The sequence below is a fragment of the Nocardia brevicatena NBRC 12119 genome (assembly GCF_000308495.1).
In the GTDB taxonomy this organism is placed as follows: domain Bacteria; phylum Actinomycetota; class Actinomycetes; order Mycobacteriales; family Mycobacteriaceae; genus Nocardia; species Nocardia brevicatena.
Genome location: NZ_BAFU01000058.1, coordinates 1 through 11,994, shown reverse-complemented (window position 1 = coordinate 11,994; position 11,994 = coordinate 1). Strand labels below are relative to the sequence as shown.

Genomic DNA, 11,994 nt, shown 5'->3' with positions numbered 1-11,994 from the left:
GCACGGACCCCTACTCGAAGGTGAGACCGAAATGCGCACCCAGCCGGTTGAGCGCTTCCGGAACCCCGAAAACGGCTTCCCCGCCGCCGTTTTTGTACGGCGGGTTCACGAAACAGAATCGTTCGACGACGCCGGTGTGGATCCCGGTGAGGTAGGTGGAGAAGACAAGTGACGCTTCCACGTGCTCGTCATCGCCGGGATGAACCGGCCACGAGTCGGTGACGCCATTGGAGTCGAACCGGAGCTCCCATTCCGTGTCGTCCTCGACATCGTTGTGGACGAGTCGGACGTTTGTGATGGTCACCATGCCGCGGCTGTGGTCGGCGATCGACCGCAGTTCGGACTCGTACCATTCCCGCCGCTGGTCATCGTCGCACCCATAGATGCCTCGAAATGTCTTGTAGTCGAAGGTATATCGGATTCCCGCCTCGCTGAGCAGATTGAGTACGGCCCTCTGCGGTGCCGCGGTGGTCGTATCGGCGTCCGGTCGGGTCGGGAAGCGTCAACATCAGTACCGCCATGCCCAAAGCGACGACCACGATCGCCGAAACATGACCGTGCTGCCGCCGAGCGTATGCGCTCGGAAGAACATGCCGCTCAATAGAGCCAGAAGGCCTGGGGCTGCAGCATGACGCTCACTCCGCCCGCCATGGCCACCGTGCAGTCACCGTTCTCCAGCGCTTGGCACGCCATACCAACCGCCTCGCGGGGTGAGATACCGAAGAAGTCGGGATCGAATTCCCACGAGTTGCTGGTCATGAAGGCGTCGTGTTTGGTGTAGCTGCGGCCCGGAACCCGCCGATTCGGGTCGTAGTAGTGCCGATAGTCCCAACGGTCCTCGGGGATTTCGACGACGGCGTCACGTTTGTCGACCACGAATTCTCCAAACGATTCCGGTGAATCGATCCCCCCGCCGAAGCGGCAACCAATACCGACGATGGCGATGTCCGACATTCCTCGTCCTTCCGAATTCGGGTGACCTAAGTCGCTGTTTCCCGATCGGGAAATGATCGAATAGCGCTGCAGAGCAGGAGTTCTCGGTCATCGAGGGAGCTGTTCCCACGGGCGGCGCCGGGAACAAACCGACGCGAACGTCAGAAGCGTGTAACAGATCCGGAGCCGCTCCGACGCCGGCCCCGATGCCAGCGAGGTCCGCGTGGACATCGCGGTGACCCCGGCGCAGCTCTTCGAGGTCCTCGCCGATGCGGAGTCCTGGCCGCGGTGGGCGAGCGTGATCGCCCGGGTGACCTGGACCAGCCCCGAACCCCGTGGGGTCGGCACCACTCGGTTGGTGGGCATGCGCGGTGGGATCGTCGGCAGCGAGGAATTCCTGGCCTGGGAACCCGACAGCCATATGGCATTCCGATTCGACGAATGCTCCACTCGTGCCGTCGCCGCCTTCGCCGAGGACTACCGGATCGAAGCCACCGACACCGGATGTCGTCTCATCTGGACGCCGGCCCAGCGGCTCACGGGTCCCGCTCGCTTCACGGCGCCGGTCGCGGGTCCCGTGATGGACGCGATGTTTCGGCGATTCCTGAGCAATCTGCGGCGCCATACCGACCGCAACATCGTTCCGGGGCGGAACTCGTAGCGCTCTCCCGCTCGCTCGGTCGGGGCCCCGGCCACCCATCCGACCGGGGCGGACCGCTCACCATGTCGCGGACCACCCGATGAATCGGTAACGCGCCGAACGGGTTACACAGTACCGCTGATCGGTCACGCGCTGGTGTACTGCGGCCACCTGGATGACAATCAGAGGGTTGTTCGTTTGAAGGGAGTCGTTGTGGTCGGACAATACACATCGGCGCTCGAGCGTGAAATCGTGGGTATGCGTGCGCAGCACGAATCCTTCGTGCGCACGGGTGCCCAGTGGTCGTTACGGGCCTTGTTCAGCACGCCGGAATGCGATATCGCCGAATACTGCCGTGGTTTCGCCCCCAGCCCGTTCGGGCCGGAGGCGTGCGCCGAGGTCGAGAGAATCTGCCGCGCGCAGAGCATATGGCTCGAACCGGGCGGCCCGCACTACAACAGCATGACACCGTATCTGCATCCGGGGGCTGTCACCGCCGAACGGCTGACGATCATCGGGCTGTTCAATGCGATCCTCTTCTGGCTCAACGATACGGTTGGACGGGAGAAGTTCGGGCATCTGGACTCGGTCGAGCAGGAACGGGCTCGGATCGCGGCCGACCGGATGTGTCGGCTTCTGGAAGACGGTGCGGCGCCCGCTGCTCCGAGCCCGCTGGAGACGGCGACCCAGGACTTTCTGGCCCGCCTGTCCGGTCTGGCCGACCCGCGATGGCTCGAGGGATTCTTGGAGTCCACGGTGGAGCATCTGCGAACCGCCATCCGCGATCAGAACGCCCGCTCGCGCGGCGATGTTCTCAGCGTGGCCGAATACATCGATCTACGAGCCGAGGTCTCCGGTATGTACCCGGCGATCGCACTGTGTGAATTCGGCCAGGACGCCTATCTGCCCTGGGATCGTCTCACCGTCGTCGGTATCGCGGACGATCTGCGGCGGCTGCGGGTACTGACGGCGGAGATCGGGGCGCTGATGAACGATATGTTCTCCTTCGAGAAGGAGTGCATAGTCGACCGGTCGGATTTCAATCTGATTCCGATCTGCCTGGTCAACCGGCCGGGGGCAGGGCTGTCCGAGGCTGTGCACGAGGCCGCCGGGATCGTCCGCGACCGCCTCGACGAGTTCCGGCGGTTGCATGATCGGATCTTCGAACGGTGCACCGGCGCCGCCGACGACCTCGCGGCCGTGCTGCGCGTACATCTCGCCGACCTTGTCGCCTGTGTCCAGGCCACTTGGGCGTGGCAGATCACAACCTCGCGCTACAAGGGTGCGAGCGTCTTCGTGGAAAACGCACCGAGCTGACCTGCGCGGTCGGTCGCCGGCCAAGACATCTCACGCCGGCGACCGACCTCGGGTGGGAAGTCTCCGAGGTAATTGTGTCCTGTTCCGGTCGGTACCTTTGGGTACGCTAAGTTCTTATGAGCCGCGGGGTATGCGATGGCCGCGGTTCGGGTCGGTAGGGCGATACGGGGTACGGACGACGGAAGGTTGTGGTGGAGGAGGCCGAGCGCCGCGAAGTGGCGCGGTCCTGGTCGCAGGCTCTGGCGACCGTCTGCGGATTCTCAGGACCTGCGCGGGAGGCCGGGCCGCTGCTGGAACGCGCAGTCGATCAGCTCGACGCGGCGCTGGCGGTCGAGCCGTTCCGTGCCGAGGTGGGTGCACAGGTGGGTGCCGCGCTGGTGACGGCGGGTCTGGCCGCCGATGCCGTGCTCACGGTGTCGGCGCTGACCTTGAGCAGACTGGCCGATCCGGATAATCCCGAGTCGAGCCGGCGATTAGGGGCGTTGCTGGCGGCCATGGGCTCCGGTTTCGAGGCGCGACGGCAGGCGCTGCGTAACCCGGACACCCATCCGGCCGATCCGGTCCTGCCCGATACCGACCGCTCGGCCGACGAACGGTTCCGCGTAGTCTTCGAGAACGCGGCCGTGGCCATCGCCATCGGCGATACCGACGGGAATCTGCTGGACGCCAACCGCGGGCTCGCCGACATGATCGGGGTATCCGTCGATGCGCTGCGCGGTATCTCGGTGTACGACTTCGCGCATCCGCAGGATCGGGAGCGGATCCGACGCATGGTGTACAGCGACCTCGTACCGTCCGGCAAGGGCACGGTGAAATTGGAGCAACGGATCGGCCGCGCCGACGGCAGCTACGGTTGGGCCTCGTTCTCCATCACCTTCGTCAAGGGCGACTCGGGACAGTCCGACTACCTGCTCGCGGTGGGGGAGGACGTCACCGAACAACACCGTATGCGGGAGGAACTACGCCTACAGGCCCGCCGCGACCCGCTCACCGGCCTACCCAACCGGCGTCACCTGCTTGAACTTCTCGACGCCACGATCGCGGCGGCGGGCAGCGAGGACCATATCGGCCTGTGCTTCGTCGACCTCGACCGGTTCAAGGACGTCAACGATCACTATGGCCATGGGGTGGGCGACCGCGTCCTGACCGCTGTCGCGCAGCGGCTGCACGAGAGCGTGCACGGCTCGGGATGTGTGGTCTCCCGGATCGGCGGTGACGAGTTCGTCGCGCTGATCCCGCCACCCGCCGATGACACGTCCGTGGCCGAAGTGGCGAACCGGTTGCTGGACGCCCTGGCCGAACCCATCGAGATCGGCGCCTACCAGCTGTCGATCTCCGCCAGTATCGGCGCGGTTGTGACAACCGTCGTCGACGGTACCGCCGAAGCGCTCTTCGACGCGGCCGACACCGGTCTCTATCACGCCAAGAACAACGGCAAGGGACAGTGGGTGCTGCACACCCTCGACACGCAGGTTCCCCGGGCGCGACCCGACGCCCGCTGACGAACAGGCTCGGGTCGCGGCGGGAAAGCAGGCCCCGCTACATGAGCAGCGAACCCACCAGCCAGGCCATCAGGACGAGCGTCACCCCGAGCAGCGCCCCGGGATACATCGGCCGACCGTTACGCGCGGCGATCGCGGACACCGAGGCGCCCAGCAGGAAACCGATGACCCCACCCCCCACGATCACCCATCCGCCCAGCGTGGGATCGGCGGTACAGGACGGCTTCGCTTCACATACCCCGCCCGCCAGCAGGAACCACGGCGCCATTACCGCCGAGACCATGGCCAGGAATGCCGGGAGCAGCCACAGGAGCGCGCTGACGGCCATATCGAGCGGTCGAGGTGGCGGAACCGGTTCGGAACGTTGCTCCGCGACGGGATAGGGCGCGGGCCGGTGGTGGAGGGGAACCTGGTCGGGATAGCCGTACATATGCCTCGCGATCGCTCGAGCGGGATAGTGGGTCGCTGGATGGTATACGCCGGGTGAGGTGTTGCGCCGCATACGTTTCGGTATGGTGGCGGGTCGTGTCGCGTGGGGTGCCGGTGCCGAGGTCACCGGTTCGTCCCGGCATACGACAACCTCTGGTGGATACGCCTTCGTAGCGGCGGTGTCCCACTGTACGTGGGTGCCGCGACCGGCGCGTAATGATATCCCGGTCGAGCCCGGTTCCGGCTGCGATGGGGGCACCGGAGACGGATAACGGGCGTTCGGTTCGACGCTACTCGAGTTTCGGTTCGTCGGATCGGGTAGCGGCCGACGTATCGGATTCCTTCGACTCTTCGGCGCTACGCGGTGCGGGTGCGTCCGGCGGATCTGTTGCCGGTTCCTCTGCCGCCGGAGGTTTCGGAGCCGCCGGGCTTTTCGTGTCGCCTGCCGCTTCCGGCGCGTCGGCGGGCTGTTTCTCATCCGTGTCCTGCGAGGCGCTCATCCGAGTGGAGGACGTCCGGGTGATATTGATCCGCCAAGGCATGGTGACCCGCCACGGTGCCGCCCCGGCGGTAGTGTTCGGGTGAGAGCGCCACCACTGGGCGAGCGCCATGACGGCCGAACCGGTGGAGATCACAAGGGCCGCCACGGCCGATGGGGTGAGCGCACCGGTGGCCACGTATTGTGTCTCGTGCATGCCCGGTAGCACCAGGTCACCATTGTTGAAAGCCCAGTTGATCAGCGAACCGAACTGGCCGCCCAGATCCCAGCGACGCGCGGTCATGGCCTTCAGATGCTTCTGTCTGAGCGTCAGATAAAGCACCGTGGAGACCACGAGGACGGCTGCGACAACCGTGGCGATCGTCGCCGTGCGGGCGAGGGTCTCGGAGTTGGTGATGATGTAGAGGGCCACCGCGAAGACGGTGACCGCGATGGCGGCGCTGGTGGCGACCGCCCAGAAACCGGTGAGATTCGCGGTGTGGTTCGGTCCGTATTTGGACCAGACAGTGAGGTATTTGGTTTGGGCGTCGATACGGCCGAACGCGTTGGCGGCGGCGGATCCGTCGGGGCCCTTCGCGACCATCCAGTGCTGGAACATCAGCACAAAGGTGATGATCAACCCGATGGCGGCCATCACATAGCCCCATTTTCCGGCCAGCCGGGGCGACCTCCGGACATCGTCCGCCCTGGCCAACAGTCCGACCATACCGGCGCGCACTGCGGCTCGGTGGCGTCCGGCGCGTTCGGCGACGGCAGCGTGCGCCGCCTCGGCGGCGAGGGTCTGCTCGGGATCGGGCCCGTCGGCGCCGCGGTCGGCCGTGGTCCTTCCCCACGGTGTGGGCTTTACCATCAATTCAGTGTAAAAGTCCTACCACCAGTGGGAATTCGATGCGGGGCCATTCGACGCTTCCGCCTCGGCGAGGTCGACGAGACGGTTCACCACAGGGCACAGGGCGATCGGGTGCCGCACCGCTTGACGCCGCTCGGCCGGCGGCCGAATCTCCGCACTCACATCTGCGGAACCGTTCGGCGCAGCACTCGTGTTCGGTATCGAATCGAATCCACAATTCCCGGTCGGACAGTCGGTTTTCCAGGTGTCCTTCGGCTCCGTCTACATGTCGGGCACTGCCCGCGGTAGAGCGTGTGGTCGACAGGCGGCCGCCGTTCGGTAGCGTGGGCGCACGGTGAACTCGGACCACGAGACCACGGCGCGGAAAGGAACGAGACCGGTGCGCAGGGCGCTGTCGGCGGTACTGGCGGTGATCGGCGTGCTGGCGCTGGTGAGCGGTTCGAGCGTCTATCGGCCCGAGGCGCCCTCGGGGGTCGTACGGGGAGAGACCGTCTCGGTGACGTCGGTGTTGCGGTTGACGGCGGAACAGACCGCCGCATACCTGTCGGAGCACGGAGACACCACGTCGGTGGCCAACGGTGTCTCCGCGTACCGGGTCGTGTATACCACCGTCGACCCGCGGGGAGTCGAGACCACCGCGAGCGGACTGGTGGTGCTGCCCCGTACCGATACCCACCGCCTGCGGGTGGTGGGCTACGAGCACGGCACCATCGTGCGCAGGGACGAGGCGCCGTCGGCCGCCGGAGAAACCGAACGGGCCCGTGCCGTGATGTTCGCCGCCGCCGGTTACGCGGTTGTCGCCCCTGACTATCTGGGCCTGGGCACCGGGCCCGGCCGGCACCCGTACGCGCATGCCCCCACCGAGGCGACCGCGTCGGTGGACCTGTTGCGGGCGGCCCGCACCCTGGTGGCCCGGGAGGGACACGAGCTCGACGGCAATGTGCTGGTGACGGGTTTCTCGCAGGGCGGGCAGGCGGCGGTGGCCCTGGGTCGAGAACTTCGGGACGGAAAAGTGCCCGGGTTCGCGCCGGCGGCGGTGGCGGCGGTGAGCGGCCCCTATGATGTGCGGCACGCGCAGGCGCCCGCGGCGTTGGACGGTCGGGTCACCCCGCGTGCGGCAGTGATCTATCTCGCCTACTGGATCACCGCGATGAACGGCATCTACCACTTCTACGACGATCCGACCGAGGCCTTCCGCCCGCCGTTCGCGGGTCGGGTGGAACGGTTGTTCGACGGTACGCACGGCCTCGTGGACATCGCTTTGAACCTGCCGGCGACGCCCGCGGAACTGCTCACCCCGCGCTACATCGACTGGGCTCGGGATCCCGATGGGGCGGCAGCGCGAGCGATGGACGACAGCGATATCGGCTGCGATTGGGTGCCCGAGGTCCCGGTTCGGCTCTACGCCGCCACAGGCGATCGCAGTGTGCCGTACGAGAATGCCCGTCGGTGCATGCGGGAACCGCTGGGTGTTGGGGCCGAACTCGTCGATCTGGGCGATATCGACCACGGGGCCACCGCGGGTGTGGCGCTGCCGCGGATTCTGGACTGGTTCCAGCAGTTGGTCCCTCCCCGCTGAATCCGCGGAGGAGAGCCATATCGGGCCTCGCCTCCCGAGAGAGTCCGGAAACGGCACCGCCCGCCCGCGACCGGTGGGCGCGGACGGGCGGTGATTCGGATCCGTTTCGGCTCAGTGTATGAGCAGCGGCGCCGGGGCGTCCGATTCGGACTTGGCGGTCTCGTCGGCCTTACGCGGCAGCAACCACGAGGCGCCGAAGGTGATGACGCAGAGCACGAATGCCACCCAGAAGCTGGTGGTATAGGCGTTGGTCATATCGCCGAGCACCACCGCTTCGAACTTGTCGCCGAGGCCGGCCACATACTGCAGCACCGATGGATCCGGCCGGCTGCCGGTCTTCTCCGCCTCCATCAGCGTCCGGGCCGCCGTGACCGCCTCGGAACCCTTCATCGTGTTGGTCAACACCACCGAGATCACGGCGACACCGACGGAGCTGGCGATCTGCTGGATGATGTTCAGCAGGGTCGACCCGCGGGCCACGGCGCTCTCGGTGAGCGTGCGCAGTGCGGCGGTCATCAGCGGCATCATCGTCAGACCCATACCGAGGCCCATGACGAACAGCACTCCGAGCACATAGACATAGGAGCTGTCGGCCTCGATCCGGGTGAGTCCGAACATGGTGAGGGTGATGAGCCCGAGCCCGATCGGCACGACCCGGCCCACCGGGATCTTGTCCACCAGTGCACCCGCCAGCGGCATCGTGAGCAGCGAACCCAGACCCTGCGGGGCCACCAGCAGACCCGCCATCAGTGCGCTTTCGGCCCGCACCTGCTGAAAGTAGGTGGGGATGAGCAGCAGACCCCCGAAGAACGACGCGGAGAACAGGAACATGGTGATGGTGGCGATGGTCAGATCGCGGTTCTTGAACAGCCGCAGGTCCAGCAGCGGATGCTCTGGTTTGAACGAGTAGAACACGAAAGCGATTACCAGCGCGCCGCCGATGAGCATGGTCGCCCATACCTTGGGCGTGTTGACCGTGCCTTCCTCCGGAATCGACGAGACGCCGAACAGGAGCAGGGCCAGGCCGGGCGACAGCATCAGCATTCCGACGAAGTCGAACGATTCGCTGGGCTGGGTTTCGTCCTTGGGCATGACGATCATGGCGTAGACGATGGCGATGGCGCCGATCGGCAGATTGATCAGGAAGATCCAGTGCCATGAGGCGTCCTCGATGAGCCAGCCGCCGAGGATCGGGCCGAGGATGGGGCCCAGCAGCATCGGCACACCCATGATCGCCATCAGCCGGCCCATCCGCTCGGGCCCGGCGGCGCGGGTCAGGATCGTCATACCCAGCGGCATGAGCATGCCGCCGCCGAAGCCCTGGATCACCCGAAACGTAATGAGAGCCTGGATGCTCCAGGCCAGCGCGCACAGCACCGAACCGCTCGTGAACAGTGCGAGCGCGGTGATATAGAGACGTTTGGTACCGAACCGGTCGGCGGCCCAGCCGGTCAACGGGATGACGGTGGCCAGGGCGAGGGTGTAGGCGGTGACCGTCCAGGCCACCGTGGAGTAGTTGGCGACATCGAATTCGGTCTGAAATGTCGGCATCGCGACGTTCACGACCGTGATGTCGAGGACCGACATGATGGCGCCGAGTACGACGACGCCCGCCAGTTTCAGGACGGAGCTGTCGATTCTGTCGGGCGCCCCGGACGCGGTCGCGGCAGGGCTGGGTTGGTTCACAGGGTGTCTCCTGGTGGTGTGGAGGGGGCATGCCACGACGTTGTGAGGGCCCCGGAGTCGAGCACAGCGGAGAGAACGGCCCGCAGGTCGTCTCGTAGTGTGTCGGGGAGCTTGTGGACGAAGGCGTCGATTGTCGCGCGGTGCACGGCCATCTGATCGCAGACGATTCTATGGCCATCCTCGGTGAAACCGACCAGCTTGACTCGCCGATCCCCGGGACATTCCTCCCGAGTGAGCAGTCCCAGACCGACCAGACGATCGACATTGCGCCCTGCCGCGGTCATCGACAGGGTGAGCTCTTCGGCGATGGTGTGAATCGGCAGCGGGTGATCATATCGACTGAGCAGGAAAAGGACCCGTGCCTGCGATAGCGGTAGATCCAGCTCTGCCAGCCGACCGGCTGCCGCGCTCTCGGCCGTACCGCAGATACCCAGGACGAAACGCTCGATGATCGTGCCCACGTCCGTCTCGTTCGCCACGGTGCGAGCATATGGCCGGCGCAATAGTTGCGGAAGCGCGACAATCGCGTGTGTGAGTGGAATCATATGCGAATGAGCCTCGAATCATTCGCTCGTCGATTGCCCGGCGCGCCGGGTGGTGGCTCTCCGGATGGGCCGTGGCCCGCTCCGGTCCGCTCAGTCGTCCGTCTCGGCACCCGCTCGACCGAGGAATGAGGACACGAGAGCGGCGACGGTATCGGGTTGTTCCAAGTGGAGGAAATGCCCGGCGTCGTCGACGGTCTCGACCAGGCTGCCGCGGGGCAACACATCGGCGACCGATGCGGTGAGCGCCGGATGCAGGGTGTGGTCGTGGTGGCCGTGCAGATACAGCATGGGCACTCCCGACGCCCGGTCCCAGGACCGGTGCAGCTGCGCATACGGTGCCGCCGGACGTCGGGTCACCTGCGCGAAGGCCCGATAGTAGGACAACGCCGCCGTCCGATGCTCGGGGGTGGGCAGAGCCGCGAAGGTATGGGCGATGTCCTCCCGGGCCGGATATCCGGGCGACCAGTCGCGCCACAAACGCGGGATCAATCGATCCAGGGAACGTTCGGCCACCCCTGGGAACTGGACGAAGGCGATGTACCAACTGAACCGGGCCTGTCGCAGATACACCCCGAGCTGTTTCAGGCCCGCGGTGCGACTCGGGCGCAGTGCCGGGATCGGGGGCACAGCCATCGAGACCACCCGGGTGACGGGCAGCCCGGATGCGCGGCAAGAGCATTGGTGGTCAATGCCCCCCAGTCGTGTCCGATCAGCACGGCATCGCGTGGAGTGTCGAGTCGGCGGTACACCGCCAGTGCGTCGAACATCAGGGCGCCGATATGGAAGTCGCCGTCCTCGGGAATAGCGGTGGGGCGTAGCCCCGGGTGAACGGTGCGACCACCCGGAATCCGCGCGCCGCCAGAGCCGGACCAAGGAACCGCCACGTCCATGAGCTGTCCGGGAATCCGTGCAGACACAACGCCAACCTGCCGGCCGGGTCGCCCCAGGCCAGTGCGGTCATCCGCAGATGCGGCAGTTCGAGCTCGAGGAATTCCGGTTCCATCCCGTTCGCGGCCATTGCGTCGTTCCTCTCTCACCCGTTGAGCTCCGAAGGGTATGACCCCGGTCACCGTATCCGTGCCGCCGTCCTACGGTAGTAGGGCCCCGAGTCCCCACACGGCGTCGAGCGGGCGATCCCACGGTCGGGGCCGGGAGCGTGAGAATTCGCGGCCCGCTGGGTCGTTGGACTCTGCGGGCGATGGTCTGCCCCGGGCACGGGGTGCCGTGTGCTACCTGTATGCTCACTTGTCCCCAGACGTCGTCGCTGTACCGGTGCTGCGGGCAGGCCCGGTCCTCACAGCCGTCGGGGTGGTTGGTGTCAGGTGTGACAAGTCATTTGGGGAGCGGAGGGAGTAAATCCATGGCGCGCAAGGTCGTCATCAGTTTGATCGATGACCTCGACGGTGAGTCGCCGGCTGTCGAGACCGTGTTGTTCGCACTCGAAGGCGTTACGTACGAAATCGACCTGTCCGAGGCCAATGCGCGGGAAATACGCGCGGTCTTCGGGAAATGGACGCCGTTCGCCCGCAGGATCGGTCGCCCGCGGCGGAGCCGGCAGGACAAATCCGGCAATCCGGCCTCGGCCATGGTGATCCGAGAGTGGGCGCGGCGCAGCGGACACGAGATATCGCAGCGCGGCCGCATCCCCACGGATGTCGTCGCCGCCTACCGCCGCGCAAACGGATAGCCCCGAGCGGCTCGCGCGGTGGTTCTACGATGCCGCGGTGGCCGGCCGTTTGTACCCGACACCGCCGATCATCATCCGCTCCTCGGGGTAGCGGGGGCGGGTCGGGGGGCCGGCGGGCCACCAGTCGTCGAGTTCGACCAGACCGGGTTCGATGATCTCCAGGTCTCCGAAGTATTCGGCGATTCGTTCGGTGGTGCGGAACCATCCCGACCCCAGACCGCATTCGGTGAACCGATGTTGCATCTCGAGTGCGAGCTCATGTCGCTCCGCGCCTTCACCCGGATCCCAGAAGTGGCTGATCGCGAGATATGAGCCTTCCGGGAGCAG

At 66.1% G+C, this 11,994-nt stretch carries 14 protein-coding genes; 5 read left to right on the top strand and 9 right to left on the bottom strand.

Annotated elements, in window-relative coordinates:
* Positions 1 to 10: 10 nt before the first annotated feature.
* Entirely contained in the window at positions 11 to 307 is a 297-nt protein-coding gene (locus tag ON20_RS14585) for a hypothetical protein (protein WP_040836074.1), read from the bottom strand.
* Between the two features lie 290 nt (positions 308 to 597).
* Positions 598 to 954, bottom strand: coding sequence for a beta-ketoacyl synthase N-terminal-like domain-containing protein (locus ON20_RS14580; RefSeq protein WP_040836073.1), 357 nt, complete (start codon positions 952 to 954; stop codon positions 598 to 600).
* 157 nt (positions 955 to 1,111) lie between these two features.
* Between ON20_RS14580 and ON20_RS14575 the strand changes: the two genes are divergently transcribed.
* The 3 genes from ON20_RS14575 to ON20_RS14565 all read left to right on the top strand — a co-directional run bounded on the left by ON20_RS14575 (position 1,112) and on the right by ON20_RS14565 (position 4,392).
* Positions 1,112 to 1,594, top strand: a complete 483-nt coding sequence (locus ON20_RS14575) for an SRPBCC family protein (RefSeq protein ID WP_040836071.1) — start codon at positions 1,112 to 1,114, stop codon at positions 1,592 to 1,594.
* A 192-nt stretch (positions 1,595 to 1,786) separates the two neighbouring features.
* Positions 1,787 to 2,890: a terpene synthase family protein gene (locus tag ON20_RS14570; protein WP_245547239.1), complete on the top strand. Its 1,104-nt coding sequence runs from the start codon at positions 1,787 to 1,789 to the stop codon at positions 2,888 to 2,890.
* 191 nt (positions 2,891 to 3,081) lie between these two features.
* Positions 3,082 to 4,392, top strand: coding sequence for a sensor domain-containing diguanylate cyclase (locus tag ON20_RS14565; protein WP_245547238.1), 1,311 nt, complete (start codon positions 3,082 to 3,084; stop codon positions 4,390 to 4,392).
* A gap of 37 nt (positions 4,393 to 4,429) precedes the next feature.
* Here the strand turns inward: ON20_RS14565 and ON20_RS14560 are convergent, their stop codons facing one another.
* Both ON20_RS14560 and ON20_RS14555 read right to left on the bottom strand, forming a co-directional pair.
* Positions 4,430 to 4,720 (bottom strand): hypothetical protein, encoded by a 291-nt coding sequence (locus ON20_RS14560; protein WP_218002526.1) that lies wholly within the window; start codon positions 4,718 to 4,720, stop codon positions 4,430 to 4,432.
* Positions 4,721 to 5,111: 391 nt separating this feature from the next.
* Positions 5,112 to 6,170 carry a hypothetical protein gene (locus ON20_RS14555; protein WP_040836068.1) on the bottom strand — a complete coding sequence of 353 codons (1,059 nt, stop codon included), beginning with the start codon at positions 6,168 to 6,170 and terminating at the stop codon, positions 5,112 to 5,114.
* 379 nt (positions 6,171 to 6,549) lie between these two features.
* Between ON20_RS14555 and ON20_RS14550 the strand changes: the two genes are divergently transcribed.
* Complete coding sequence (locus tag ON20_RS14550) at positions 6,550 to 7,749, top strand: alpha/beta hydrolase family protein (RefSeq protein WP_157228851.1); 1,200 nt, start codon at positions 6,550 to 6,552, stop codon at positions 7,747 to 7,749.
* A gap of 111 nt (positions 7,750 to 7,860) precedes the next feature.
* Here ON20_RS14550 and ON20_RS14545 read toward each other — a convergent pair whose 3' ends face one another.
* From ON20_RS14545 to ON20_RS40270, 4 genes are all read right to left on the bottom strand, one after another.
* Positions 7,861 to 9,435: a DHA2 family efflux MFS transporter permease subunit gene (locus ON20_RS14545; RefSeq protein ID WP_040836066.1), complete on the bottom strand. Its 1,575-nt coding sequence runs from the start codon at positions 9,433 to 9,435 to the stop codon at positions 7,861 to 7,863.
* Positions 9,432 to 9,914, bottom strand: coding sequence for a MarR family winged helix-turn-helix transcriptional regulator (locus ON20_RS14540; RefSeq protein ID WP_040836225.1), 483 nt, complete (start codon positions 9,912 to 9,914; stop codon positions 9,432 to 9,434). The genes ON20_RS14545 and ON20_RS14540 overlap by 4 nt, the downstream gene beginning before the upstream one ends.
* A gap of 156 nt (positions 9,915 to 10,070) precedes the next feature.
* Positions 10,071 to 10,613 (bottom strand): alpha/beta fold hydrolase, encoded by a 543-nt coding sequence (locus ON20_RS40275; RefSeq protein WP_306306849.1) that lies wholly within the window; start codon positions 10,611 to 10,613, stop codon positions 10,071 to 10,073.
* 133 nt (positions 10,614 to 10,746) lie between these two features.
* The gene (locus tag ON20_RS40270) at positions 10,747 to 10,998 is read right to left on the bottom strand and encodes an alpha/beta fold hydrolase (RefSeq protein WP_306306848.1); all 252 of its coding nucleotides are present in this window, start codon (positions 10,996 to 10,998) and stop codon (positions 10,747 to 10,749) included.
* 342 nt (positions 10,999 to 11,340) lie between these two features.
* On the opposite strand from ON20_RS40270, the gene ON20_RS14530 reads away from it, so the two are divergent.
* The gene (locus tag ON20_RS14530; RefSeq protein WP_040836065.1) at positions 11,341 to 11,667 is read left to right on the top strand and encodes a histone-like nucleoid-structuring protein Lsr2; all 327 of its coding nucleotides are present in this window, start codon (positions 11,341 to 11,343) and stop codon (positions 11,665 to 11,667) included.
* Positions 11,668 to 11,691: 24 nt separating this feature from the next.
* Here ON20_RS14530 and ON20_RS14525 read toward each other — a convergent pair.
* Positions 11,692 to 11,994: SAM-dependent methyltransferase (locus tag ON20_RS14525; RefSeq protein ID WP_040836224.1), on the bottom strand; the 303-nt coding region annotated here is incomplete at its 5' end.

What these genes read in the sequence shown, in the direction of transcription:
- ON20_RS40270 (WP_306306848.1), bottom strand. Translation starts at nt 10,998, where the DNA reads ATGGCCGCGAACGGGATGGAACCGGAATTCCTCGAGCTCGAACTGCCG.
- ON20_RS40275 (WP_306306849.1), bottom strand. Translation starts at nt 10,613, where the DNA reads ATGGCTGTGCCCCCGATCCCGGCACTGCGCCCGAGTCGCACCGCGGGC.
- ON20_RS14530 (WP_040836065.1), top strand. Translation starts at nt 11,341, where the DNA reads ATGGCGCGCAAGGTCGTCATCAGTTTGATCGATGACCTCGACGGTGAG.
- ON20_RS14585 (WP_040836074.1), bottom strand. Translation starts at nt 307, where the DNA reads ATGGTGACCATCACAAACGTCCGACTCGTCCACAACGATGTCGAGGAC.
- ON20_RS14580 (WP_040836073.1), bottom strand. Translation starts at nt 954, where the DNA reads ATGTCGGACATCGCCATCGTCGGTATTGGTTGCCGCTTCGGCGGGGGG.
- ON20_RS14555 (WP_040836068.1), bottom strand. Translation starts at nt 6,170, where the DNA reads ATGGTAAAGCCCACACCGTGGGGAAGGACCACGGCCGACCGCGGCGCC.
- ON20_RS14560 (WP_218002526.1), bottom strand. Translation starts at nt 4,720, where the DNA reads ATGGCCGTCAGCGCGCTCCTGTGGCTGCTCCCGGCATTCCTGGCCATG.